Here is a 25,936-nt window from a genome sequence, read left to right on the forward strand (position 1 = left end):
AGGTTTTTACATGCGAGTGGACGAATTTGATTACCAACTTCCTTCTCATTTGATTGCTCAACATCCTATTGAAAATCGTTCAGAAAGCCGTCTCATGGTGGTTGATCCCGTCACGAAGACGTGGCAACATCGGCGTTTTGCACAGATTGTCGAGGAGTTGCAGTCGGGAGATGTCCTGGTTGTTAATGATTCCCGAGTTTTACCGGCTCGTCTGGTGGGTGAAAAATGCGATACGGGTGGGCGCTTTGAACTGCTCCTCTTGCAGCCTACGGGTGAAGATACATACACAGCTTTAGCCCGGCCAGCCAAACGTTTGCGCCAAGGGTCTACATTGCAGTTTTATCCAAAAGGTGATCTGTCTCAACCGCTGGTTGGCGAAGCCGAAGTTTTGAAGGAATTGCCGGACGGGGTTAGAGAAATACGATTTACTCAGATGAGTTCTTCTGATACGTTGCATGCTTATATTGAAAAAATTGGCGTCATGCCGTTGCCTCCCTATATACGGGCACCACTGAAAGATGAAGAACGGTATCAAACAGTTTATGCGCGTGTGACAGGCTCAGTAGCTGCTCCAACTGCGGGGTTGCATTTTACCCAAGAACTGTTGGAAGAGTTACGCAGTCAGGGTGTTTTGATTGCTCCGGTTACTCTACATGTAGGATTAGGTACTTTCCGTCCGGTTCAAGTGGAAGAAGTATCTGCTCATCAGATGCACAGTGAGTGGTATGAAGTGCCAAAAGAAACGGCTGATATTGTGAATCAGGCTCATGCAAATGGCAAACGTGTGGTGGCTGTTGGCACAACAGCTTTGCGTACTTTGGAGAGCGCTGGATCGAGTGGTGTTTTGCAAGCAACTTCTGGCGAAACAGATATCTTTATATATCCAGGTTATCGCTTTCGAATGGCAGATGCCTTGATTACCAATTTTCATCTGCCTAAATCTACTTTATTTATGCTCGTTTCAGCCTGGATGGGACGTGAGTTTGCCTTGCAGGTATATGAAGCTGCCATTGCTGAGGAATATCGATTTTTTTCCTTTGGTGATGCCATGTTTTTAAAACGAAGAGGTGAAGCATGACCAGTTCTATACAATTTAAGATTCTCAGCACAAGTTCAAATACGAACGCTAGGCGTGGTCGATTGATTACTCCTCATGGAACCATCGATACGCCTGTTTTCATGCCGGTTGGCACTCAGGCTACCGTCAAGACACTTTCACCTTTTGAATTACGTGAGATGGGCGCGGGCATCATTTTGTCCAATACTTACCACTTGCATCTTCGTCCCGGAGAAGATTTGGTGGATGAGGCAGGCGGGTTGCACCAATTCATGCGCTGGCCAGGTGCTGTATTGACTGATAGCGGTGGATTTCAAGTGTTCAGTTTGGCCAAATTGCGCAAAATCACCGATGAGGGCGTGACCTTTCGCTCGCATATTGATGGTAGTCCGCGTTTTTTTTCTCCCGAAACGGTTATGGAAATTGAAAACAAGCTAGGAGCCGACATTATTATGGCATTCGACGAATGTCCTCCTTATCCGGCTACCCGAGAATACATTGAGACTTCTTTAAAACGAACGCTGGCTTGGGCTAAGCGTTGTAAGGCGAGTCACCAGCGATCGGATCAACAAGCTTTGTTTGGCATAGTCCAGGGTGGCATGTATGCAGATTTACGCCGAGAAGCGGCACTTTCGCTGGTCGATCTCGATTTTCCAGGTTACGCGATAGGTGGATTGAGCGTAGGCGAGCCGAAGCCGATGATGAATGAAGTTTTGGCGGATGTTGTGTGCCACCTGCCAGTAGATAAACCGCGCTATCTGATGGGGGTGGGCTCTCCAGACGATTTGTTTGAAGGTGTGGAGCGAGGCGTGGATATGTTTGACTGCGTTTTGCCAACGCGCATTGCCCGCAATGGCACAGTCATGACAAGTCGGGGCAAAGTAGTTTTGAAAAACGCTCAATACTCCCGAGATTTCGGACCGCTTGATGAGAACTGCGATTGTCAAGTATGTAAAGTTTATACACGGGCGTATCTTCGTCATTTGCTCAAGGCTGGTGAAGTGCTTGGTATTCGCCTTACGTCCTATCATAATGTATACTTTTTACTGGACATGATGAAGAAAATTCGCAAATCAATTGAAGAAGATAGGTTTTTAGCCTTTAAACGCGAATTTTATGAGTCTTACGGTTTTGCCAGCAATGACTCGGAATAAACAAGATTAGGTTTTGAGGTATTGTTCTAAATGCAGTAGGCTCACAGAGTAAATCCAAAAATGAGGTGAATTTTTTGAAACCATCCGCTCTTCTTATTATTGTTGTATTTATTGCGGTATTTTATTTTCTCACAGTCTTGCCGCAGCGTCGCCAGCAAAAAGCTCGCCAGGCTATGATGAATCAATTGCAACCAGGCATGCGCGTTGTGACAGTGGGAGGCATTTATGCGACTGTGGTGCGTGCAGCCGACTCTATGGTAGAAGCTGAAATTTCTAATGGTGTAGTGATTGAGATCGACCAGCGTGCCATAGCGCGTGTGGTAGAAGATAGTCTATCTCGTACCCCAGTTGAACAAGAACAACCTACATGGCAAACGTCAGAGGAGGCAGAAGAGGAGACAAACGCTGCTCCCGTTTTGGCCGAACACTCTGACAGTGAAGTGACCCAGGGCAAAGAAGAGAAAGACGAAGAGTAAACCTAAGGGATTGTAGGATAGAGTAAGCAAGAAAACCGAAGCGGCCAGAGTGCAAATCTGTTTCGCTTCGGTTTTTTATGCTATGAAACATCTATCAGTATTTTTCCAAATGACGATGAGTGCCGATAATGCCGACGAAAGATCCAGCCAAGGTCATTAAGAGTATGCGAAGTACTCCACCTGCGTCAAGGGTAAATGTATGAAAAGACCAAAACCCAATCCCTGTCATGATTAACGAGAAGAAAAATCCTGTCATGCCGCCCACATACCAACCGGGTTTGGATACTGTGTGTCTACTTGCTGCGTAGGCGCCGCATACAGTAGCGAGAGCATGTACGATATAACTGCTCGTAATCATCATACCGTCGTCCCACTCATAGGATTCGGCCAACCACAAGGAAATGAGAATTCCTGCTATGGAGAGGACAATAGCCACAGAAATACCCAAAAGGACTGGATAGGTCTTTTGATCAGACGGCTCCCACGCATTGAAAGCGGGCAAGTCGTTCACCTCCAGAGTTCACCTACTTGTCAGGGTTGTTCTTTCGTGATGTTTCACATGTATTCAATGATTATGTTTTCTATGCAAAAATACTTGTTACATTTTTCTGTATATATAGTACAATAACGTCAATCCCTAATATATTTTCAATCTTACATGTCAAATGTTCTGTTGTAAGATTTGATGGATAGAAAGCAGGTGAATCATCCATGATTCACAAATCACTCAAGCTATTTTCCAGTCTAGCTTGGTTAGTGGGTATAGTGGGTATTCTGATGGCTATTCTTATGAGCGGTAATCTATTCAGGGTAGATCCTCTGCCTTTTTTGGTACTTGTGCTACTCTCTGTTTTTTTGGAGATGTGGCCAGTACAAATGGGAGATGTTCTCTCTTCGTTAATTATGGCTGTACCTCTTGGTATGGTTGCAGCTTTTAACGGGAGTTACGCCATCTGGATACCTGCAGTAGCTTTTTTCATTTCTGCTGTAGCCGTGCAACGACGTTCATCGAGTTGGCACGTGATTGTCTTTAATGTAGGGCAATATTGTCTCTCCAGTCTTGCGCTCGTGAAAGTGTTTCATGCCCTCATGCAAACCAATGAAGCGCCGCGTTCGCTTAATCTTCATGTTGCGTATGCTATGGCCATAGCTGGTATTGTGTTTATTCTGGTGAATCATCTTTTGCTCAATTTGTTGAGCAGCGCGATTCGTAAATTTTCTATTCGTTCAGCTTTGAAAATCATTGGAATTGATATCTTAAATTTAGCATTTGTGTATCCGTTTTCTATTTTTATGGTGCTGCTTCGTCCGCTGGGTAGCTGGCTTACAGTTGTCGCATTGATTCCTCTCGTGGTATTAGCTTATACACTTCGTACCCTGCGCATTTTAAAAGATATGCAAATGGTTCATGAGACAACCATACGTTTGACCAGCGAATTTGACTTGACAGAAATCGGTAAAGAAACTGCCCGCGTCATCAAAAAATTATGTAACGCAGATGAAGTCGTTGTGTTTCAACTCAACATGCAGACGAATGTATTGGTTCCGATTGCGGTAAATCCAGAGCATCGCTTTCACAATTATATTGCTGTGGAGGAAAGTTCAACTGGCATCCCGCAAAGTTCTGGTGGTTTGATTTGGAGTGTACTGAATAGCCGTCAGCCTGTTTATGTACCTGATACTCGTAAAGATCAGCGTGTTCGCTGGATTGGTAATGATGGGCAACAGTTATTGAGTATGCTGGTGGTTCCTTTACATAGTCATGGCAAAGCACAGGGCGCTATTGTTCTTTATTCTAAAAGAACGTTCGCCTTTAAAAGTTCAATGGATTATGCTACGGCTCTCGGTGCACAGGTGTCGGTATTGATGGAGAACGCTCGCCTCTATCAAGAATTGAATGAGCGCTCAATTCATGACGAAGCCACTGGGCTTTATAACTACAGATATTTTTATCAACAACTCGAAATACGTATGGCGTATGCTGTCAGTTCAAAAACTCCTCTATGTGTTTCTATATTAGATATTGATTTCTTTAAAAAATTTAATGATACTTACGGTCATTTGGCTGGAGATGTTGTGCTGCGTGAAGTAGGAAAGAAAATCGAAGAAATTGTTGGAGAATCCGCGCTTGTAGCCAGATATGGAGGCGAAGAATTTGCGCTTGTTTTACCTATGCCTTTGGCCGAAGCTTTTGAACTCATAGAGAAGATTCGTCGCGCTGTTGCAGGAATTGTTGTTGAGTATGGTGATTTTCAATTACAAGGGATTACCGTTTCCATTGGGTTGGCAGCCTATCCGGAACATAGTTCGTACGATCGCGATTTGTTGAGCAAAGCGGATTCAGCGATGTACTGGGGTGCAAAAAAGCGCGGTCGGAATCGTTCAGCTATTTATCTTCCTGAATTTGATAATCCGAATAATATCGATGGTTTAACGGGGCTTTATAAACATCATTTTATCAATATGCGTGTCAGTGAAATGATTGCGCAAGGAATTGTCCGCTGGGGCTTAGTTTGCATTGACATTAAAGATTTTAACTCGGTCAATACTCGGTTTGGATTTTCCACAGGAAATCAGGTACTCTATGACTTTGCTCAAAGGTTGCGCGATACTGTCCGCCACGGGGAATTGGCTTGTCGTTATGGCGGGGATGAATTTCTTCTATTGGTTCCAGACGCACAAATGAATGAAATGGAATCAATTGCTAACCGATTGGAAAATGTATTAACTCACGCTACTTTTGATGTTGCAGGCAATGTGGCTCTTCGATTGAAAATTAGTATGGCTTACCAATATATGAGTTCTCTTCATGAGTCCACTGAATTATTTGACGAAGTGGGTAGACAGTTTGCACTCATCAGCAGTCATCTTCCTCTGGTGGGAGAGAGGTAAAATCGATTCGATCCCATAAAATCGTTCAGTCTTGCCATGAACTTACCCTTTCTCGGTCATACTAAAGGCTGGGGGTAGTTTTTTGTGATGATAATGCCGATTTGGTTACTCATTGTACGAGTGGTCATTCTTTATTTTTTTGTTATGATTGCGCTTCGCATTATGGGTAAGCGTGAGATTGGTCAACTTTCAGTTTTTGATTTTGTTGTTTCGGTGATGATTGCTGAAGCATCCACATTGCCTATTGAAGACGGGAAAATTCCTTTATGGCACAGTCTCTTTGCAATTGCCCTTTTGGTGGCTTTGCAAATATCTGTTGCTTTTTTGCAATTATATAGTCATCGGTTTCGGCATTGGGTTGATGGAGAGCCTGCCATATTAATTAAACGTGGAGAAATTAATGATCAAGAAATGAAAAAAACAAGGTATACCATGCACGATTTACTCACACAACTGCGACAAAAAGGATATTTTAGCCCTTCGGATGTAGAGTTTGCCATTCTAGAAACTTCAGGAGAATTATCCGTTTATCCTAAACCGCATGCTCGACCAGTCACTCCAGCGGATTTGAAGGTTATAGGAGCAGAAGGCGGTGTACCTGTACCACTTGTAGTGGATGGACAAATAGTGGATAAGTCTTTGCAAACCTTATGTGTTGATGCCTCATGGGTGAAACAGGAATTAAAAAAAAGGGGTTTTTCGAAATTGGAAGAAGTCTTTTTTGCTGAGATTATGCAAGATGGCACTTGGTATATTGATGCTGCTTATTCCCAGGTCCCCTTAGATAGAAAAGGGAACCCAGGAGACTATCGTAGCTAATAATTGACCGATTTTTGGCAAACGTTTTACATTGTCGGTAGTGACAACACGCATGCCGCAAAGTAGAAGAAAATAGAGCAAAAATCCAGCAAATATCGCTAGCCAGAGCTTTCCGCCGACAGCGGTAGTGGTTCTTTTAGTGATGATTTCTAAGAATCCGTAAATGATCAACGAAGCGAAAATGGTTTTGAGCAAACTTTCTAGTCGCACTGGAAAACCAATTCTCCTGCCGACGCTGATCATATGCAGAATGGTGGTTACTACAATGGAAATGGTAACTGCGTATGCAACACCCATAATATTGAGATGGGGTTGACGAGCTAGAAAATAGATCATTCCGAGCCGTAAAATGCCCCCTATAATCGAGTTTCGCATAGCAATTCCAGCGTGATCGAGACCTTGTAAAATTCCGGTTAAGGGGGCTTGTAGATACAAAAAGAATCCAGCTGGTGCCATGACAACAAGAATTTTTCCAACTTCTGCTTGGTGATAGATAGAAGCGCATAATGGTGTTGCAAACAACGCCAGCATGACAGAAGACGGAAAACCAACAATAGCAGTGGCTAAGAAACTTTGTGAAAGGCGCACGCGAACTCGTCTTAAATTTGAACCAGCAATAGCTTCGGAGACATTGGGGACTAAATTGGTTGCCAATGACCAAGTGAATACGGTAGGAAATAACAAGAGTGGAATAGCCATTCCGCTGTATTCCCCATATGCTGAGGTTGCTGCATGTGTTGTCATGCCTGCTTTCAAGAGTGCCCGGGTTACCAAAATAGGTTCCAAGGCAAAGATTGCCGAGGAAATGAGTCGACTTAATGTGACAGGAGCGGCAATTGCCGCCAATGAGCGCAGTGTTTGACGGACAGTCTCGCTGCTTCTGGCAGGAGCGTTTGGTAAAATTTGATTGATTCTTGCTCTTTTTTTCTGCTGAAAGATGAGATAGAGCAATCCTGACAATTCTCCGAACACCATTCCCATCATGGCTGCTGCAGCAGCAAATGGCAGGGAGAAACGAATAAAATAAGCAGCCAGTCCCCAAATGGTTAAAATACGAACAGTTTGTTCAATGATGGAGGCTACTGCAGTAGGAGTCATATCTTGAATTCCCTGGAAGTAACCGCGATAGATCGTTGCTATAGCAATGATGCTGACAATAGGAATCATGGCTAAATAAGATGGGTAAGCACGTGGGTCGGATAGCCAATGATGGAGTATGAAGTGTCTGGCAAACCACATGATGGCAGTAAAAATAACAGCCAGCACACCGATAACCCAGTAACTGACACGAATGATGCGTAAAATCCGAACGCGATCGCCCGCTGCTACAGCTTCAGCAACAAGTTTGGAAATGGCTATGGGCAAACCAGCGGTTACAAAGGTAAGGACCAGATTAAGCAACGGAAAAACGAGCTGAAAGAGGCCCATTCCAGATGCACCAATGAGACGCGTAAGAAAGATTCGATAGACGAATCCCATAATACGTGTCACCAAACTAGCTGCCATAAGCACGAGTGCGCCGTGCACAAATGTTTGGCGTTTCATGTTGTCGGCCTCCTTTGGCCTGCCCATGGAACGGTCGTTCATAGACAGAATATCGATACAAGCGTATGCCTGTCTGTTGACGGTTAGTCCAAGTGAATGTTCAGATGATTTGTTTGGTAGGAAATTTCACGGGAACGGAGAATCTAGCTGTGTGATAGCCTTTAGAAAATGGTCAGGATGGAGGTACAATGGGTGAATGAACAGGATGTGGATAGAGATGATTTTACAGCAGAAATTCAGTCCATTTGTCAAGTGAAGGTAGAGGAATTTACAGCCCTTGGCTATGAAAGTGTAAAAGTCAGAGATATTTGGCGTTGTGCAAAATGGCTGACGCGAGGAACGAATCGTCTGTATGCCTTGGTAGATGCTATTTTATCTATGCGCATAGACCAATTTATGAATTTTCAAATGGCGAATGCCTATCGAGGCATGTTGGATGAAAATGACGAAGAACACAACGAATCAAATAAACCGATGGTTTGACGATATTTAACAACCGCCATTATACTAAGGTCTGGAACTTTTGGCTCATCGCGAGGAGGACAAGCAATGAAATGGAGCCGTTTTGGCTCGTTTCTGCTGATTGCTGTAATAATTATTGGCCTGGCAGCAGGAACAACCATGAAACTGTGGCGGCAGATTCCACTTGGACTTGATTTAAAAGGTGGCATCAGTCTGCTCTATAAGATTGAACCTGTCAATAATGAACCACTGACACAAGCAGGTATTGAAGCAGCTTTACAAGCGGTGGAAACGAGAGTGAATTCTCTCGGTGTCAGTTCACCGCAAATTAATCTGGAAAACGGCAATGAAATTAGTGTCCAATTGGCGGGAGCTTTCAACCAGGCTCAGGCTGAGCAAATTATTGGCGAGACAGCAGTTTTGCAGATTTATGGAAACATTAAAATGGGCAAGGACAATAAGCCTGTTCCGGTGCCGGGGACGTTGCTCATCACTGGTAGAGATATGGAAAGCAATGCTACAGCCGGATTGGATAGCACAACAGGTCAACCTGTTGTAGACGTAACCTTTAAAAATAAAGCGTTATGGGCTAAAATTACTAAAGAATATCTTGGAAAAACAGTTTATACTTTCTTGAACGGAAACTTGATACAATCGGCAACCGTACAGAGTGTCATTGAAAACGGTCAAACACAAATTTCTGGTGTTGGAAGTATGCAACAAGCGCAACAATTGGCTAAAGAATTAAATGCAGGTTCACTTCCATATCCCTTAAAACAGATTGCCTCAACAAATGTGGGACCGCAATTGGGGGCTGCCTCTTTACGAGCAACCTTATATGCAGGCTTAGTTGCTATTGTCCTTATCTTCCTCTTCATGATTGCGATTTACCGGTTGGCTGGTCTGATTGCTGACATTGCGATTATTGCTTACGCTTATCTGACTTTACTTGTATTTGCTGGATTCCCAATTACTTTGACGCTACCCGGACTCGCGGCGTTGATACTTGGGATGGGTATTGCAGTCGACGCCAATATTATTACGTATGAGCGGATTAAAGATGAAGTGAGAAATGGTAGAAGTTTACAATCGGCTACCATTGCGGGTAGCAAGCGTGCTTTACGGACCATTCTCGACTCCAATGCAACAACTTTCATAGCAGGTCTTGTGATGTTCTGGTTCGGTCAAGGAGATGTTCGTGGTTTTGCCATTGCCTTAATGGTCAGTATCATTGTATCGCTATTAACGGCTGTTTTCTTGTCACGTACCATGTTGTTGCAATTGACAAAATCCAACCTCTTTAGAAACCCTGCTTGGTACGGCGCGCGCAAAGGAGGCGCTGGAAAATGAATGTGAAGTTTGATATTGTCCGCCGGCGCGCTTGGTTTTTTACGCTTTCTTCGTTGATTACAGTTGCAGGACTGATTGTGTTTCTCGTCTCTGGATTTAATCTTGGCACGGATTTTAAAGCTGGCTCACAGGTGCAAATTCAATTGAATGAAAAAGTTCATACGGCAAAAGTGGATGAATGGCTGTCAGATGCTGGTCTACCGGTCGCTTCAAGCAATGTTACTGTAGCTGGCTTAAATGGAGAAACAGCGATTATTCGTTTTCCAGAGGTACTGACAAACCAGCAAATTAATACTCTTACGAATGACGTCACAAAAGTTTTTCCCAATGCTTTGCAGCCCCAAGTGAATACAGTCGATCCGTTTGTTGCCAATCAAACCTCTCGAAAAGCTGTTTGGGCTGTTTTACTGGCCTCGCTCTTTATAGTCATATATGTTGCGATTCGCTTTGAATATCGTTTTGCTCTTGCTGGAATTGTAGCTTTGCTGCATGATGCTTTTATAGTCATGTCAGTCTTTGCTTTATTTCGCGTAGAAGTTAATTTGACTTTTGTAGCGGCAGTTTTAACCATTGTTGGATATTCGATTAATGATACCATCGTTATCTTCGACCGAATCCGTGAGAACATGAAATTAACTCCACCTAAAAGCTACGAAGAATTACAAGGTCTGGTTAATCAAAGCCTATGGCAGACTATGACTCGTTCGATTAATACGGTAACGACTGTCTTAATAGCAGCGCTCATGTTGTTCTTCTTTGGTGGGCAGTCGATTCATGATTTTACGCTCGCGTTAATCGTAGGCTTGATAAGTGGTGCCTATAGCTCCATCTTTATTGCTGCACCACTTTGGGTCGTATGGCGAGGACGGAGTTATATTCGTAAGACACAGGTGGAATCTGCTTGAGTGGGACTACAGCAAGAATAGCGTGGATCAATACCCTGCTCAATATCTTGTTGACCTTTGGTAAAGGTATAGTTGGAGTCATTACAGGTAATGAAGCCATCATCGCCGACGCTGTTCATTCAGGTGCAGATGTAGTTGGCAGTGTAGCAGTCGTAGTAGGCTTGCGAATTGCTCGTAAACCGCCCGATGATGATCATCCGTATGGTCACGGAAAAGCGGAGTTAATTGCAGCTTCCATTGTTGCGGGCTTTTTGATAGCCGCTGCTTTGGAGGTTGCCTACTCCTCTTTGCGTTCCCTCTTTTTCCCTCCTATTCAACCAGATTGGTTAGCTGCTTGGACAGCGTTTATCTCCATGCTCGTTAAAGAAGCGATGTTCCAAGTCAATATCCGTATAGCTAAGAAAAAACGAAGTCAAAGTCTGATGGCAAGCGCTTATGACAATCGCTCCGATGTTTATTCATCTCTGGCCGCTCTGTTGGGTATTCTCCTTTCACTGTTGGGCCGCTATCTTCATTGGGTCTGGCTGATGCAAATGGATGGAGTGGCAGGAGCAGTTGTCGCGATTTTAGTTGTCAAAATGGCTTTGAAAATCGCTCGTGACTCCTTACAACCTTTAATGGATCGCGTGGTTCTTGAGGATGCCGATTTAACACCTTATCGGGAGTCGATAGAAAATTCAAGTGGGGTCTGCCATATTGACGATTTGCGTGTGCGCGATCACGGTTCATATGTGGTTGTAGATGTTGAGATTAGCGTGGATGCAAATCTCACAGTGGCTGAAGGGCATCAAATTGCCGCCAGTTTGCGTCAATCTATGAAAGCAAATTTTCCACGTATTTTGGATGTATTTGTCCATGTGAACCCGTATGTGGAAGGAGAAGAGGAACATGGACAGACTCATGATTGATGTTTATCAAGAAGTGAATGACAGAGAAGACAAGCTACTTTGGGTCAATAGCTCTGCTGATTCTGAAGAAATAGACAGGATTGCAGAACATTTTTCTGTACCGCATTTGCTCGTCGAACTATTGTGGAAACGTGGATTTCATACTTTATCGGAAATAGCTGAATTTCTTGCTGAATCTCCTTCCTACTCACCACCGGATGATTTTCTGGACATGAATTTAGCTTGTCAAATCATTGCTGAATGTATATCTAGTCATCAACCCATTGTGGTGGTTGGAGATTACGATGTGGACGGCGTAACAGCCTCGACTATACTGACCGACGCTCTAGAACGTCTTGGCGCAAAAGTGGTTTGTTGGATTCCGCATCGTGTAGAAGATGGATACGGTTTGCAAGTTAAGCATGTAGAGAAAGCTGTGCAATTGGAGGCATCGCTGCTTATTACTGTAGACAATGGAATAAGAGCAATAGAAGCTGTGAAAACAGCGAGATTATTTCACTTGCCAGTCATTGTTACGGATCATCACGAACACGGTGAGGAACTACCCATAGCTCATGCTATAGTGCATTATATCCGGCATAGAAATGCCATAGTTGCCAAACGATTATCAGGAGCAGGTGTAGCATTAAAATTAGCTGCTGCATTACACAACGGCCATATCGAAAACAAATGGATCGCTTTAGCTTCACTCGGCGCACTTGCGGATGTAATGCCAATGCTTGGAGAGAACCGACGATTGATAAAGGATGGCTTACAGGTACTCTCTCAATGGTCTCATGCGGGTTGGCGTGCACTTCTGCATGTTGCAGGATTACCTGAAGGTGAGTCAATCACTCTCCAACAATTGCTTTGGCGAATGATTCCTCGTCTCAATGCAGCAGGTAGAATGGATTCAGCCGATATTGCATTTCGTTTGTTGCATCGACCAAGTTCAGAAGAAGCGAAGTCACTGGCGGAAACCATAGAGTCATTAAACCGAGAACGAAAGTCTTGGACAGAGATAGCTACCGCTGCGGCCATTGAGCAATACCAAAACCAACTGGAAAATGCTCGGGGCATTGTTGTGTGGGGAGAATGGCCGCTTGGAGTGGTAGGGATTGTGGCTGCTCGTCTTGCGGAAAAATTCCAATCACCAGCTATTGTATTTGCCAATAACGGCCAACATCTCTTGCGCGGATCCGGTCGTTCTTATGGAAATGATTCGCTGCTTGCCATTCTGGAATCCTGTCAGGAAACATTGCACCATTTTGGGGGACATGACTACGCTGTAGGTTGTGCTGTAGAACGCCATCAATTAGAGGCATTTCGGAGACAGTTTCAATCAACTGTAAAAAACCAGGCAAAAGATAAACATGATGTGCATGTCCCACTGACTAGTGATGGAAATCTTATGTTTCGTGAAGCAACGCCTGAACTTGCGCATTGGTTAACAAGGCTCCAACCCTATGGAAACGGTTTTAAATCTTTTTGTTTTTATATGGGACCAGTAGAGTTAATCGACATGCAGTGGATTGGTAAAGAACAGAATCATTTAAGATTTACAGTCCGTGATGAGGAAGCGACAATCGGTCAATGGATTTGGTTTCAAGCTCCTAAAATTTGCAATTCATGGCATCCTGGTGATTGTCTGGGGGCTATCGTTGAAATTGTGGAAAATCAATGGCAAGGACAGAAGCGGGTACAAATACACGTTAAAAATGCTTGGCGTCATTTGCACCCTCTTCGTCGACAAGAAATCTCAAAATATTATCATTGGTTTTCTCAACAGTCTCAGATTGACAAGCAAAATCTGCATCATTGGCAAAAAAAATTACCGCGCCTAAATCTTCTTATGTCTATCTTTTGCGAATTGGGATTTGCTGTTGAGGATGCGACTGCGTATTATAAGGTGCAAGTAGAGTCTGCTCGAAAAATCCGCGACTCGTTCATTTACCAACAACATCTCATCGAAAATATGGAGATTGTTGCTGATACAAGTAGTCTTTCATCTGCTAGATAATCAGGAAGACATTCGTTACCAAGTTTATGATTTTGGAGAGGGTATTATGCGATTTCGTGAAATGATTCGGGACATCCCTGATTTTCCAAAAAAAGGTATATTGTTTCGGGATATTACGCCTCTATTGGCTAATGGTTTGTTATATCAACAATCGATACAAACTCTGGCTGAGTTTTGCAACCAGTGTCAAGCGCAAATGGTTGTAGGTCCGGAGGCTCGAGGCTATGTCATAGGAGCTCCCCTTGCCGTCGTAACTGGTTGTGGATTTGCGCCTGTAAGAAAAAAAGGGAAATTGCCATATAAAACGAGATCGGCCAGTTATGCACTTGAATATGGAGAGGATACTTTGGAAATTCATGAAGATGCCATCATGCAGGGTCAACGCGTTTTAGTAGCGGATGACTTGTTGGCCACTGGTGGGACAATGAGCGCAACTATTGATTTGGTTCAACAATTAGGCGGTATTGTGGTTGGAGCGGCGTTTTTGATAGAACTAAAAGAACTTGGTGGACGGCAAGTTCTTTTGGACAAAATTCCTCAGTTGCCTATTCAGACATTGGTTCAGTACGATTGAAAGGGACAAATGGCAACGAGTCACCTATAGACTCGCAAAGCGAGGAGGTTTCGGTGGATGGTAAGCGAAGAACGTTCACTGGACGATCTCTGTCATATTGTGTCGGCGTATAGTGAGGCGGATGAAGTTGAGACGATTCGTCGCGCTTACGAATTAGCGCGTAAAGCCCATGAAGGACAATTTCGCAAATCAGGAGAACCTTACATCACGCACCCGTTGGCGGTTGCAAACATATTAGCTGATTTAAAATTGGACGCAACTACAATTGTGGCGGGCCTGCTTCATGATGTCGTGGAAGACACACAAGTAACAGATGCAGATTTAGTGCAGCATTTTGGTGCGGACGTTGCAGCGCTAGTTGACGGTGTTACGAAACTGAAGCGGATTAAATTTGATTCTCGTGAAGAACAGCAGGCAGAGAATTTACGCAAGATGTTTCTAGCTATGGCACGTGATATTCGTGTACTGATTATTAAATTAGCCGATCGATTGCATAACATGCGCACACTTAAATATCAACCTCCAGACAAACAGCTGCGTACAGCTCGTGAAACTTTAGAAATTTTTGCACCTCTTGCTCATAGATTGGGGATTTACACGGTTAAATGGGAACTTGAAGATATTGCTTTTCGATATTTAAATCCAGAGCAGTATTACAATATCGTGGAACTGATGGCGCAAAAACGTCAAGAGCGCGAACGATTTATTAATGAAGTGATAGACGTATTAAAACATAAGTTGGACGATCTCGATTTGAATGCTGAAGTTTCCGGACGGGCAAAACATATTTATAGTATCTATCGAAAAATGATTACCCAGAATAAAGAGTTTAACGAGATTTATGATCTGTTTGCTGTACGAGTAACGGTGGAAAGTATCAAGGATTGTTACGGCGTCTTGGGGCTGGTTCACACAATGTGGAAGCCAATGCCAGGCCGTTTTAAAGATTATATTGCCATGCCGAAAGCGAATATGTACCAAAGCCTTCATACAACGGTGATTGGTCCTCGGGGAGAACCGTTGGAAATTCAGATTCGCACATGGGAAATGCATCAGACAGCTGAGTATGGAATTGCGGCTCACTGGGTTTATAAAGAAGGGAGCGCAAGAGCGGAAGGCAAATTTGCTCAAAAATTAGCGTGGTTTCGTGAAGTGTTGGAGTGGCAGCAAGATTTTCGGGATGCTCAAGAATTTATGGAGACCCTTAAGATTGACTTGTTTGCTGACGAAGTGTTTGTTTTTACTCCTAAAGGGGACGTGTTTGATTTACCAGCTGGAAGTGTACCTATTGATTTTGCCTATCGTGTTCATACGGATATTGGCAATCGATGCATTGGAGCGCGTGTTAATGGGAAAATGGTTCCTCTTGACTATCGATTGCGTACTGGTGATATTGTAGAAATTTTGACCGCTAAAACAGGCTATGGTCCGAGCAGAGACTGGCTAAAAATCGTCAAATCTTCACAGGCGAAAAGTAAAATCCGGCAATGGTTCAAACGTGAGAAACGTGAAGAAAATATTGCTCGCGGGCGTGAAGCGATTGAGCGTGAATTAATTCGTCAGAGATTGGACGTCTCCTTATTAAATGGCTCATATTTAACGGATATCCTGCAAAAATTTTCATTTACTCGTGAGGAAGATCTCTATGCCGCAGTAGGCTATGGCGGACTGAGTGCAGGACATGTAGTTTCTCGCATCCTTGAGAAATTTCGTCGTGAACAACAGAGTAAAGATGTGGATTCTCTCACATTGGAGCGAAAAAATCGTGAACTTGTGAGTGAAATGGGAGTTCGAGTTAAAGGAATTGACAATTTGCTGATTCGCTTTGCAAGATGTTGTCATCCTGTACCGGGCGATGAAATTGTCGGTTTTATCACACGTGGTCGCGGAGTATCGGTACATCGTAAAGATTGTCCTAATGTACAACCGTTAGTTGCAGATGGTAATCGCATGCTCGAAGTCGAATGGGCATCAAGCCGAGATTGGTTTTATCATGTAGAACTTGAAGTCACGGCTATGGACAGGCATGGCTTGATTAATGAAATGATGAATGCTATAGCAGAAACCAAAACGGATATTATGGGCGTGAATGCTCGTGTAGACAAGAAAAAAATTGCTCATGTACATTTGGATTTAAGAATACGCAATCTTGATCATTTGCGTTCTGTTTCGGAACGTTTGAAAAGACTCAAAGATACGCTCTCTGTTGAACGTGTTACTCAGTAGAGAATTCAGGCAGGTGAGGAAAATTCAATGCGCATAGTCGTTCAAAGAAGTCGGGAAGCATGGGTGGATGTAAATAAAAATACAGTGGGGAGAATTCCTTTTGGCTTGGTTTTGTTAGTGGGTATTAAATCTGGAGATAGTGCTAAGGATGCAGGCTATTTAGCTGAAAAAATTGTACATTTGCGCATATTTGAAGATGATGAGGGAAAAATGAATCGCAGTGTTTTAGATGTGGGCGGCGCTATTTTATCTGTATCACAGTTCACACTCTTTGGTGATGTTCGTAAAGGAAGACGCCCGAATTTTATGGCAGCGGCACAGCCGGATGAAGCCCAATCACTCTGGTTTTATTTTAACGAATTGCTGAAAGAATATGGGCTGCTCGTGGAAACGGGGCAATTCGGAGCCATGATGGATGTGCATCTTTGTAATGACGGTCCTGTCACTTTGTTGCTTGATAGTGAAAAATTATTTTAAAGAAGAGGCTAGGCTGTTGGTTTGTTTGAAAGTATCCATGTATCGGGTTGATTTGGGTAAATGATGTCAAACAATTTCCACAACTTCGCCAAGCGTTGACAAGATTCGACTTTGTTCCATATAATAGAGCCATGATAACCTCTACAGTTCAGCAGGGGTAGCTCTAAAATTTGAGCTGCACCTTGTGGGGACTGTAGATTTTATTTTTTTAAGAAGGTATGATGAAGTCACTTTGATTATCATTGTTTTTTTATATTAATGATGGGATGTACCAAGGGTGGATAGGAAGGTTGGCGAAAGATGAATCGTTGCGCCGTATTTATGGATGGTGGCTATATTGACAGTATACATAAGGGACTTGGCAGCCCGCAGATTGATTTTGTGCAACTGATTGAACGGACAACAGAAGATTGTCAATTATTAAGAGTTTACTATTATAACTGTTTACCCTATCAAACTCAAAATCCGAGTCCAGCAGAAAAGAGTCTCGTCTCAAGTAAGCAAAGATTTTTTGCTGCTGTCAGCAAGCTTCCCTATTTCACAGTCCGTGAAGGAAAACTTGCTTATCGTGGGCAAGATAAAGACGGTCATCCCATACTTGAACAGAAGCGTGTGGATGTGATGTTGGCCACTGATTTGGTCATGCATTCAACGAAACATTTAATTACACATGCTATTTTAATCGCTGGTGACAGTGACTTTATACCTGCAGTTGAAATTGCCAAAAACGAAGGTGTGAGTATTCACTTATTTTCTGTTGGTGGTGTAAGCGCTCGCCCCCATGATGAATTGATTATGGCTTGTGATCGCCATACCATCTTGGCAAAGGAAGAGTATCTATCATTTGAGCGTCAGTCAGGTATTAAAAGTTGCTAGCTAGGGAACAGCTTTGCTATTCTTCCAAGCTCTGAGATTTTTCATTTGTATCAGATTGAACGTGTAGTGATGATTCAATTTTCTTATGAATCAGTCGATAACCATAAATACCTATTCCTATCACAATCAGGGCTGGCAATAAATAAATTTTCCAGTGTAACCGAACCAGATTCCACAAGAAATCAATAACACTTCCGGCGGCTAGAAATGTGGTCGTCCAAACAATGGATGTAAGAAGAACCGCTGGAATAAAAACTCGCAGGCGAACTTTTTGAATACCAGCAATATAAGGTATAATATCACGCGCCACAGCAATAAAGCGTGATAGGATCAGAGTTGGCAACGTATAACGGCGAAACAGTGCTTCACTTTGCTCAAATCGTTTGGGGGTGATGAAGACATATTTTCCGTATTTCAAAATGACGGGTCTGCCCAGTATTCTGCCAATAGCGTAGGCAATCATCGATCCGCTGAATGTGCCCATTGTGGCTGCTACAATCATCCAGGGCAACTGTAAATGCAGAGCTCCGCTTTTCCATAAGGCACCGCTTGTAGTTAAAGTGGTCTCACCAGGAATAATCAATACCAAATATTCGAGCAACAACATGACGTAAAGAGCAAAGTAGCCGTTTGTGTGAAGAAGATAAATAATTTCATGCAAAAGAATAAAACCGCCTCTCAGGGTGATTCAAGAGCTTTCTATCTCAGTATAGGATGGTTAAGAGATACTCACAATGCGTAAAATCAACAGTTTATAGACAACACGATAGTTGGACGCTTTCACTCAATATAGTATCATGAGGTAAAGATAATTGTTCGAAAGGAGCTATTTCTTTGCATTCTTATTGGTTCCATATAGGTGCTTTTCCGGTACGCTCTTACAGTACCATTTTTGCTGCAGCATTTTTGCTTGGATTCGGCGTGACATTGTATTTTGTCAAAGCTAAAGGCGAACCGGGTGATGTGGAACATTGGTGGAATCTTGCACCGATTTGTTTGTTGGGCGGAATTATTGGTGCTCGTTTTTGGCAAGTCTTTTTCTTTGATTTCCCGTATTATGCTGCTCATCCTGGACAAATTCCACTTATCTGGCATGGGGGACTGTCGATTCAGGGCGGTATTGTAGGTGCTGTTCTTGCCGCCATGGTTTATCTGAAAAGATATCGATTGAATTTCTGGCGATTTGCCGATCTCGCTGCGCCGGGTATTCTTCTTGGACAGAGCATCGGTCGTGACGCTGATTTTATGAACGGGAGTGCCTATGGGGCACCAACTCACCAAGGATTTGGCATCGTTTTTCCACCTGGAACTTTAGCTCACGATCAGTATGGAGCTCAGCCTCTCTGGCCGGCTGTTATATGGGAAGGACAAGCTGATATTTTCCTTTTTGCCATTTTGTTGATTCTCTGGCAACGTAAAAAAGGGTGGCCACAGGGATTCTCGATTGCTTATTATTTGGTTACCTATAATATTGTACGCTTTTTTATGGAAATGTTGCGTGGTGATTCTCCAAGATATGCTCTTCATTGGGATGCGGCGCAATATACAGCCATACCCATGGTGGCCATTGGGTTAGCCATTTGGATTTACGGATTTATGAAAAATCGCAAGCAGAAACAAAATGTCGAAGTCTAGAGTTGAAGTTTGAGTGTGGAGGAGGGCCTGAATTTTATGGATGCTTCGACCCAGCCAAGTGGAGAACATTTGGATATCGTGAAAGATGAGCGCTATGTGTTCATGCTGTTGGAGGAACTGAAAAATTATGAATGGCTGGAGCGCTGTACACAAGTCGCTCTGGAAAGTAAGAGTATTATCGATATGATGCAACGTATCAAGGACTTGTTTTTTGAAAGATTTGAGTTTGACCGGTTTGGTATATTACTAGGGGCATTTCATCATCGTTATTGCGTCATCCATGAAGTGGTAACAAGAAACGGTTTACAAGCTCTTCCCTCGGGCTCGCTCATGATAGTGAAAAACACAGGATTAGAATGGGTTTATCAACAAAAGAAATTGCATTATAACCCAGATTTAATGGAGAATCAACAATTTATTGAAGATGAAACAATGTACAAATTAGGATTGCGGAGTATGGTCCGTATTCCCCTCATGTTTCAACAAGAAGTTTTTGGTGTCATGACCTTAAAAATTCAGTATCCCAACTTTTACTCACCCACAGAGTTGACATTAATGAACAAAGTAGCCCAACGTTTGAGTGGTATTTTATATTCAGCGCAACTTTATTACCAGATCCGTCGACAAGCTTACACTGATGCACTAACAGGATGTTATAATCGGCATTTTCTTACAGAACTTGAAACCTATACGACTCAACCACTCAATTCAAATGAAATTACTGATTACCTGGAAGAAAAAGTTGGAGTGGTGTTTCCTCCTTCAGAAAAACTGTCGCTTCTATTCATGGATGTCGATAGATTTAAAGATTATAATGACCGATTTGGGCACGCGGCGGGGGATGAATTATTGCGCCATCTTATCAGTGCCGTAAATCATTGGCTTGCCGATCGCGGTTTTACGATTCGTTTTGGTGGAGACGAATTTTTAGTTCTGCTACCTGGTTTAAATTTGGAGGATGTTTTGGATGATATTTCACGTTTACAGGAGAATATTAACAATATAAGATGCATTCCAGATCTTCCCCTGCATGCTCAGCAAACGTCTCTTTCCATTGGCGGTACAGAAGGGGAATGGATGCGTTTAAAAGATTTAGTCAATGAAGCCGATCAACATATGTATGAACAGAAAAAAATCTCTCACAGGAATTTTCGTGATGAAAATATGGACGTTAATTGGGAATCACTATAAAAAATTTTTCAATGTCAAAGTACATGACCTTATAGTGATTCCTCTAATTTATGCTTTGCTTTAAATTGATTAACTGCTCCGCATTCTGGGCATTGTAATTGTACACCTATTGGCAGATAGCCCTGTTCATCCAGATCTCCCGCAACTGTGAGGGTGGCGTGAATATCACGACCATGCCCTACGGTCCACTCACCACACAAATTCCCTACCCAGGCAATTGGATGCCTGCAAACATAGCAGGTGTGAAATGCGTGAATATCTCTCACTGTTTGTGATTCTCCTTCTCCTGATTTAATTTGTATCCTATTGCATCTGAATCCAATAAGGGATGCAATGTATGGACTTCAAGGCAACTTTATAGGCTAATTTGCCCTACTAGGGGCAGAGATTATACCTTTTTTTTAACATGCAGGTATCTTACACTTTGGATTCAATTCGATTTTGCATGGTGCTCACAAATATCACAGGTGAAATTAATGCTGTAATGGCTGCAACAAGCACAATAGAATCAGCCACAGCGTGTGTGAGTTGATGGACAGTCACACCAATTTGTGCTGCTGCTGCAATCAGAGAGAGCCTAGCACAAAGCAGGCTTCCACCAGCTATCATATTGCGCCAGCCATAAGGTTTAACTAACCAAAGAGCAGGAATAATTTTGCTGGAAAATGCTAGAAAAAGAAGTAGGGGCAAGAAAAGTAGTGCTGAAGAAGAATGGAACGTATCGAGATCAAAATCTAAACCTACGGATAAAAAAAATATAGGAATTAAAAAACCGTATCCAATACCGTGACTGTAGTCACGAATTTTGTCTTTATCACGACTTGGAAGAGCAGATACAAGCATCCCTACAAGAAAACTCGCCAATATAGGTTCTGCTCCTGTGGCTGTAGCAATAATACAAAGCAGGGCAAGTATTGCGAGTATTGCGCGTAAGCGATTTTTGGCATCACCAGCATATTTTCGAATATATGGTAGGCGTTGAATAACACGTAGTATTAGATACATCACCAAAGTCATGGGGAGTATAGCAAGCGTCATGAGGGTAGAAAATGCTCCATCTCCGGATAGTCTGCCAAGATATAAGGAAAGAATGACCATGGTCAGAAAGTCGGACAAGAGTGCACTCATGAGAATCGATTGTCCGAAATCTGTGTGAATCAGTTCACTTTCTTCCAAGATGGGCAATATGATACCTAGCGAAGTTGTTGAAAATAATAGGCAGAGAAAGTATGGATTGGCATTCATATGAAACCACTGAACCATACTTAAACACAACAAGTAAGAAAGTAACAAAGTTGAACAATAGATGAGGATTCCTAATAGCATTGGATTGTTTTTTTGATTGTCCACTTTTGAGGGGAATTGCAAAAGACGCATATCCACTTCCATACCAGAGATATACATCAGAAACAATAAACCAAAGTCGGCTAAATGATTGAGCCATTGCACATCATCTTCTGAGAGTGGTATCCATTGCGTTTGTAAAATAATCCCGAATATTAAATAAGATACAGTTACGGGAATGCGTAGTATGGGTAAACGACTGCTCAGCTGACTGAAGAGATAAGCAAAAAGTAAAATAATCAGAAATGAGTATAGTGTATGGTTCATAACTTGCCTCCTCAAGGAACAAGTTGAGAAAATCTATTCTCAATTCGGGTTCCATTATAGAGGTATGACAAGCTTTCTCATTTCATCACGAAGAAAATTTTACAAATGGTATGGGTGGGATGATCAGTTATTTAAAACTCTGTTTTTTATGAGTGAGGATGAGACAAGATACTCCATAGTTGTTGAACAATCATGCTACAAGTCATGAGAATAAATACAGGTCGAATGTATTTTACACCGTAACGGATGGCGATTTGAGAACCTGTCAGAGCACCGGCGATCATGCCTATACCTAATAAAAGCCCCCAACTATAAACAACAGTATGGGCATATGAAAAAAAAGCGAGAGCACCAGCATTGGAAGCAAGGTTAACTGATTTCGCATTTCCGGAGGCAGGCACATATTGAAACCCAAGTAAGACAAAACTAAGGATAAGAAAAGAACCGGTTCCCGGTCCAAAAAAGCCATCATAGGCGCCAATGATTAGAGAAGCGAGACATGCACCAAGAAAAGCGAATTTCTTTCCGTCTATATAGCTGTGAATGGAGCCAGCTTGGGGTTTGAAAAGAGTGTAAAGTGTTACAGCAATTAAAAGGATAATGACAAGTGGTCGTAAAAAATGTGGAGATATTTGATGTATAGCTGCAGCACCAAGCAGTGATCCAACAAATCCAAGAGGCATGAGCCACCGGACAAGTCTGAAATGGATATTACCGGTACGGGCATAATTACTAAAGCTGGTAATTGATGATAAAGTGCCAGCCAATTTATTTGTGCCAAGCGCTAAAGTAGGCGGCAATCCCAACACAATCAATGCAGGTAAGGAAATAAGTCCGCCTCCTCCGACTGAGGAGTCGATGAATGCGGCACAAAAACCGGCAAAGAGTAGTAACAGCGCATGAAAAAGAAAAAGATGCAAGGCCATCCTTCCTTCTTGTCGATTAACTTCAATTTTCTTTTATATCCTCTTTATTCTACTGACCTTGTCAATCTGTTGTGTAAAATAGCGTATGATTAAATTAAACGGAAAGGATTGATGTTGAATGGGAAAAGATTGGTATTCAATGCTTGCGAGTTATTTTCCAGATGAAGAAATGAAGAAGAGAGCTCAATTTGAAGATTTGCTTGCTGAACACGATGCGTATTTTAAAAAGGAAACAGATGAGTACGTAGTTATATACGCTGAATTTAGAGATTTTATCTTTATCGATTATTTACTGGTTAAACCAAATATTCGTAGTAAGGGAGTGGGCAGTAAAGTTTTACAGGCATTTAAAAAGAAGCAGAAAATGATTTTACTTGAAGTGGAGCCTGAGAATGCAGAAGATGCTGACACGCTTAAACGAATACGGTTTTATGAAAAAAATGGTTTTCAAAAAGCAGAAAATATCGAGTATGTAAGAGAAACGGCAGATGGTAAAGCCTTATATATGGATATCTATTATTGGAGTCCAGAATCACTTGACGAAAGAGAAATTCTTAATGCTATGACACGAATTTACAAGGAAATTCATAATTTCAAGTCCCACAAATACCAGCGTCGACCACAATTGGATTCTTCCGATGTATTGATCTGGAAAGAAGAAAATGGTTCGGAAATCCAGAAAAATTAGTTTTCTTAATCTTTTTGCTCTATAATATTTAAGATAGAACAAGGATTTCGTTTGAACGGGGGCGCTGGTTGCTTTGGCGGAATCAGAATTAACCATGCAGGAGACAAACCAAGCAGCTGCTGTTATTGACGCAGTTTGCAAACGAATTATAGGTCAGAAGCAAGTTGTCAAGGAAGCTTTTGCAGCCATTTTGGTCTCAGGTCATATTTTATTCGAAGATATACCTGGTACAGGAAAAACCACTTTAGCTAATACAATTGCCCGCGTTCTTGGTCTTTCTTTTCAGAGAATCCAGGGAACACCTGATTTGCTTCCCAGTGATATTACGGGAACATTGGTACTCAACCCAACCCAAGGTGATTTTAGTTTTCGTAAGGGGCCAATTTTTACACAACTATTGCTGATGGATGAAATTAATCGCGCAACCCCGCGGACGCAATCTGCGTTACTAGAAGCTATGGCAGAAAGACAGGTTTCTGTGGATGGAGTGACCTATACATTAGAGGCTCCTTTTTGCGTAATGGCTACAGCCAATCCGATTGAGTCACAAGGTGTTTTCCCTCTTCCAGAAGCTCAATTAGACAGATTTTTAGTTCAACTCAAACTTGGTTACGTAACTGCGGATGAAGAATTGGAAATGGTATTCCGTCATACTGTCCCACCTGTCATGCCTGAACCCATTCTATCAGCTATGGATTTACTAGAACTGCAAAATAAAGTTCAGAAAGTGAAAATTCACAGTGATGTACTTACTTATTTAGTTCATCTTTGTCGAGCAACACGGGAAGATTCTGAGGTGCTGCTTGGTGCCAGTCCGCGAGCAATTGTAGCGCTTTCGCATTTTGTGCGAGCTATGGCTTGGATAGAGGGCAGGGATTTTGTTACTCCAGATGATGTTCAAACTGCGATTAAGCCTATCCTTCGTCACCGGATTGTGTTTCGAAATTGGTCTTCCACAGATTCCGAAGAGCAATTCCAACAGTTTATCGACCGCATTGTCGACCATGTGCCTGTACCTACAGAATGGGAATATTCGGAGTGAGGTGGAGGGATGGTTTGGTATTGGATTCTTCCCATTCTTTTGCTCATTGCGCCATTGGTATGGCCTGGAATATGGTTTCGCAGGGTGCAATCCTCAATAGAATCCACTGCATCCATTACAAAGCGAGAATGTGCTGTAGGCGATTTTGTCCAGTTAGAAATCTGTATCCAACAACATCGAGGTTTACCGATTCCTTATTTGCACCTTACCTTACATGCACCAGAAGGAACGGCTTTTAATAAAGAAGGGGATTTGCGGTATTTAGAATGGACTTCTTACCTTTTGCCAGGTCAACAGATCTCTTTTGTCTGCCAGCTGTATGCTATGCGACGAGGTCCTAAATCGTTACGAGATATCTGTTCTATAGAAATACATGAAGGTTTTGGACTGCGAAGATTTCGTTTGTCGCCCCATTTCCCGGAACAGCTTGGCGTATATCCTGATGCTGCTTCATCGCAGACGCTTCATTCCATATGGCAGGCGATCACTGGAACTCGTATGACGCAGCGCTGGATACTGCCTGACGAGTCCCTGTTTAAAGATGTTCGTCCCTATGTTGCGGGTGATCCGCCCAAGTACTTTGCTTGGAAAACCATTGCTCGTACTGGAGATTGGTGGGTAAAGCAGTTTGAAACCACAACTTCAGAAGAATGGGTGGTTATCTTAAATGCTCAAATGCAGAATCCATATTGGATGGAGGCAGATACTCCTACCTTTGATAGGCTCTGTGCATTATTGCTTGCAACTGTCTCTCAATGGCAGAGAGGAGAGCGTGGAAATTCTCTATTCTTCGCAAGTAATGCACTTCTGTCAAATTACCCTCAAAAACATTGGTATGGTTCTGTGACATTTGGTCGATTACGCAGTCTGTTAGCTGTTCTTGAATCTTATCCTACCTGTTCCTTGATAGACGTTCTTCAGGAAGCTCGACGATTTTCAACTTCTCCGCGCACGCCTTGGCTGATTGTGGGTGCTTTTTTTTCTGCCGAACAGGAGCAATGGATGGAGGCTGAAAAGCGTCGCGGACGCCCCATCGAAATTATTAAATTACCAAGATGGAAAGAAGAGGTGGAAAGTGATACGCCCATCACTGCGGAAAGATAGAATAGAGCAAAGAGGGAAT

At 42.7% G+C, this 25,936-nt stretch carries 25 protein-coding genes; 19 read left to right on the top strand and 6 right to left on the bottom strand.

All coding sequences use genetic code 11. The features are described 5' to 3' along the window. Positions 1-10: 10 nt before the first annotated feature. The 3 genes from queA to yajC all read left to right on the top strand — a co-directional run bounded on the left by queA (position 11) and on the right by yajC (position 2,687). A complete protein-coding gene (gene queA / locus FY534_RS04535; protein WP_072872684.1) occupies positions 11-1,078 on the top strand; it encodes a tRNA preQ1(34) S-adenosylmethionine ribosyltransferase-isomerase QueA in 1,068 nt (355 codons plus the stop codon). Beyond that, complete coding sequence (gene tgt / locus FY534_RS04540) at positions 1,075-2,211, top strand: tRNA guanosine(34) transglycosylase Tgt (RefSeq protein ID WP_072872683.1); 1,137 nt, start codon at positions 1,075-1,077, stop codon at positions 2,209-2,211. The genes queA and tgt overlap by 4 nt, the downstream gene beginning before the upstream one ends. A 74-nt stretch (positions 2,212-2,285) precedes the next feature. Beyond that, positions 2,286-2,687 carry a preprotein translocase subunit YajC gene (yajC, locus tag FY534_RS04545; protein WP_165611915.1) on the top strand — a complete coding sequence of 134 codons (402 nt, stop codon included), beginning with the start codon at positions 2,286-2,288 and terminating at the stop codon, positions 2,685-2,687. 94 nt (positions 2,688-2,781) lie between these two features. Here yajC and FY534_RS04550 read toward each other — a convergent pair whose 3' ends face one another. After that, positions 2,782-3,198, bottom strand: coding sequence for a TIGR04086 family membrane protein (locus tag FY534_RS04550; RefSeq protein ID WP_203115308.1), 417 nt, complete (start codon positions 3,196-3,198; stop codon positions 2,782-2,784). Between the two features lie 200 nt (positions 3,199-3,398). On the opposite strand from FY534_RS04550, the gene FY534_RS04555 reads away from it, so the two are divergent. Beyond that, positions 3,399-5,579, top strand: a complete 2,181-nt coding sequence (locus tag FY534_RS04555) for a sensor domain-containing diguanylate cyclase (protein WP_203115309.1) — start codon at positions 3,399-3,401, stop codon at positions 5,577-5,579. An 87-nt stretch (positions 5,580-5,666) separates the two neighbouring features. Then, complete coding sequence (locus FY534_RS04560; protein ID WP_238413723.1) at positions 5,667-6,398, top strand: DUF421 domain-containing protein; 732 nt, start codon at positions 5,667-5,669, stop codon at positions 6,396-6,398. Here FY534_RS04560 and spoVB read toward each other — a convergent pair. Beyond that, positions 6,360-7,943 (bottom strand): stage V sporulation protein B, encoded by a 1,584-nt coding sequence (gene spoVB, locus FY534_RS04565; RefSeq protein WP_203115310.1) that lies wholly within the window; start codon positions 7,941-7,943, stop codon positions 6,360-6,362. The two genes, FY534_RS04560 and spoVB, sit on opposite strands and share 39 nt — an antisense overlap. A 192-nt stretch (positions 7,944-8,135) precedes the next feature. On the opposite strand from spoVB, the gene FY534_RS04570 reads away from it, so the two are divergent. The 9 genes from FY534_RS04570 to FY534_RS04610 all read left to right on the top strand — a co-directional run bounded on the left by FY534_RS04570 (position 8,136) and on the right by FY534_RS04610 (position 17,720). After that, on the top strand, positions 8,136-8,426 hold the full coding sequence (locus FY534_RS04570; RefSeq protein ID WP_165611914.1) for a post-transcriptional regulator: 291 nt from the start codon (positions 8,136-8,138) through the stop codon (positions 8,424-8,426). A gap of 66 nt (positions 8,427-8,492) precedes the next feature. Then, the gene (gene secD / locus FY534_RS04575) at positions 8,493-9,755 is read left to right on the top strand and encodes a protein translocase subunit SecD (protein WP_072872679.1); all 1,263 of its coding nucleotides are present in this window, start codon (positions 8,493-8,495) and stop codon (positions 9,753-9,755) included. Then, complete coding sequence (gene secF, locus FY534_RS04580; RefSeq protein WP_203115311.1) at positions 9,752-10,660, top strand: protein translocase subunit SecF; 909 nt, start codon at positions 9,752-9,754, stop codon at positions 10,658-10,660. The genes secD and secF overlap by 4 nt, the downstream gene beginning before the upstream one ends. Beyond that, positions 10,657-11,568: a cation diffusion facilitator family transporter gene (locus FY534_RS04585; protein WP_238413661.1), complete on the top strand. Its 912-nt coding sequence runs from the start codon at positions 10,657-10,659 to the stop codon at positions 11,566-11,568. The genes secF and FY534_RS04585 overlap by 4 nt, the downstream gene beginning before the upstream one ends. Next, positions 11,549-13,567 carry a single-stranded-DNA-specific exonuclease RecJ gene (recJ, locus tag FY534_RS04590; RefSeq protein WP_203115312.1) on the top strand — a complete coding sequence of 673 codons (2,019 nt, stop codon included), beginning with the start codon at positions 11,549-11,551 and terminating at the stop codon, positions 13,565-13,567. The genes FY534_RS04585 and recJ overlap by 20 nt, the downstream gene beginning before the upstream one ends. A gap of 46 nt (positions 13,568-13,613) precedes the next feature. Continuing rightward, entirely contained in the window at positions 13,614-14,141 is a 528-nt protein-coding gene (locus FY534_RS04595) for an adenine phosphoribosyltransferase (RefSeq protein ID WP_072872761.1), read from the top strand. A gap of 57 nt (positions 14,142-14,198) precedes the next feature. Next, on the top strand, positions 14,199-16,367 hold the full coding sequence (locus FY534_RS04600; RefSeq protein ID WP_203115313.1) for a RelA/SpoT family protein: 2,169 nt from the start codon (positions 14,199-14,201) through the stop codon (positions 16,365-16,367). Positions 16,368-16,394: 27 nt separating this feature from the next. Continuing rightward, entirely contained in the window at positions 16,395-16,844 is a 450-nt protein-coding gene (gene dtd / locus FY534_RS04605; RefSeq protein ID WP_203115314.1) for a D-aminoacyl-tRNA deacylase, read from the top strand. Between the two features lie 300 nt (positions 16,845-17,144). After that, positions 17,145-17,720, top strand: a complete 576-nt coding sequence (locus FY534_RS04610) for an NYN domain-containing protein (RefSeq protein WP_072872673.1) — start codon at positions 17,145-17,147, stop codon at positions 17,718-17,720. Between the two features lie 16 nt (positions 17,721-17,736). Here FY534_RS04610 and FY534_RS04615 read toward each other — a convergent pair whose 3' ends face one another. Further along, entirely contained in the window at positions 17,737-18,381 is a 645-nt protein-coding gene (locus FY534_RS04615; protein ID WP_203115315.1) for a DedA family protein, read from the bottom strand. Positions 18,382-18,554: 173 nt separating this feature from the next. Here FY534_RS04615 and lgt point away from each other — a divergent pair, with 173 nt between their 5' ends. Beyond that, positions 18,555-19,355 carry a prolipoprotein diacylglyceryl transferase gene (gene lgt / locus FY534_RS04620; protein ID WP_072872671.1) on the top strand — a complete coding sequence of 267 codons (801 nt, stop codon included), beginning with the start codon at positions 18,555-18,557 and terminating at the stop codon, positions 19,353-19,355. Between the two features lie 36 nt (positions 19,356-19,391). Then, positions 19,392-20,546: a sensor domain-containing diguanylate cyclase gene (locus FY534_RS04625; RefSeq protein ID WP_203115316.1), complete on the top strand. Its 1,155-nt coding sequence runs from the start codon at positions 19,392-19,394 to the stop codon at positions 20,544-20,546. A 29-nt stretch (positions 20,547-20,575) separates the two neighbouring features. On the opposite strand, the gene FY534_RS04630 is transcribed toward FY534_RS04625, so the two are convergent. The 3 genes from FY534_RS04630 to FY534_RS04640 all read right to left on the bottom strand — a co-directional run bounded on the left by FY534_RS04630 (position 20,576) and on the right by FY534_RS04640 (position 23,077). Then, a complete protein-coding gene (locus FY534_RS04630) occupies positions 20,576-20,812 on the bottom strand; it encodes a hypothetical protein (protein WP_083573966.1) in 237 nt (78 codons plus the stop codon). Between the two features lie 151 nt (positions 20,813-20,963). Next, positions 20,964-22,157: a cation:proton antiporter gene (locus FY534_RS04635; protein ID WP_203115317.1), complete on the bottom strand. Its 1,194-nt coding sequence runs from the start codon at positions 22,155-22,157 to the stop codon at positions 20,964-20,966. A 146-nt stretch (positions 22,158-22,303) separates the two neighbouring features. Beyond that, positions 22,304-23,077: a TSUP family transporter gene (locus FY534_RS04640; RefSeq protein ID WP_238413662.1), complete on the bottom strand. Its 774-nt coding sequence runs from the start codon at positions 23,075-23,077 to the stop codon at positions 22,304-22,306. Positions 23,078-23,201: 124 nt separating this feature from the next. Between FY534_RS04640 and FY534_RS04645 the strand changes: the two genes are divergently transcribed. From FY534_RS04645 to FY534_RS04655, 3 genes are all read left to right on the top strand, one after another. Then, positions 23,202-23,771: a GNAT family N-acetyltransferase gene (locus FY534_RS04645; RefSeq protein ID WP_203115318.1), complete on the top strand. Its 570-nt coding sequence runs from the start codon at positions 23,202-23,204 to the stop codon at positions 23,769-23,771. Positions 23,772-23,844: 73 nt separating this feature from the next. Continuing rightward, positions 23,845-24,813: an AAA family ATPase gene (locus tag FY534_RS04650; RefSeq protein WP_238413663.1), complete on the top strand. Its 969-nt coding sequence runs from the start codon at positions 23,845-23,847 to the stop codon at positions 24,811-24,813. A gap of 9 nt (positions 24,814-24,822) precedes the next feature. Next, complete coding sequence (locus FY534_RS04655; RefSeq protein ID WP_203115319.1) at positions 24,823-25,917, top strand: DUF58 domain-containing protein; 1,095 nt, start codon at positions 24,823-24,825, stop codon at positions 25,915-25,917. Positions 25,918-25,936: the final 19 nt, after the last annotated feature.

Source organism: Alicyclobacillus sp. TC (assembly GCF_016804365.1).
GTDB classification, from domain to species: domain Bacteria; phylum Bacillota; class Bacilli; order Alicyclobacillales; family Alicyclobacillaceae; genus Alicyclobacillus_I; species Alicyclobacillus_I tolerans.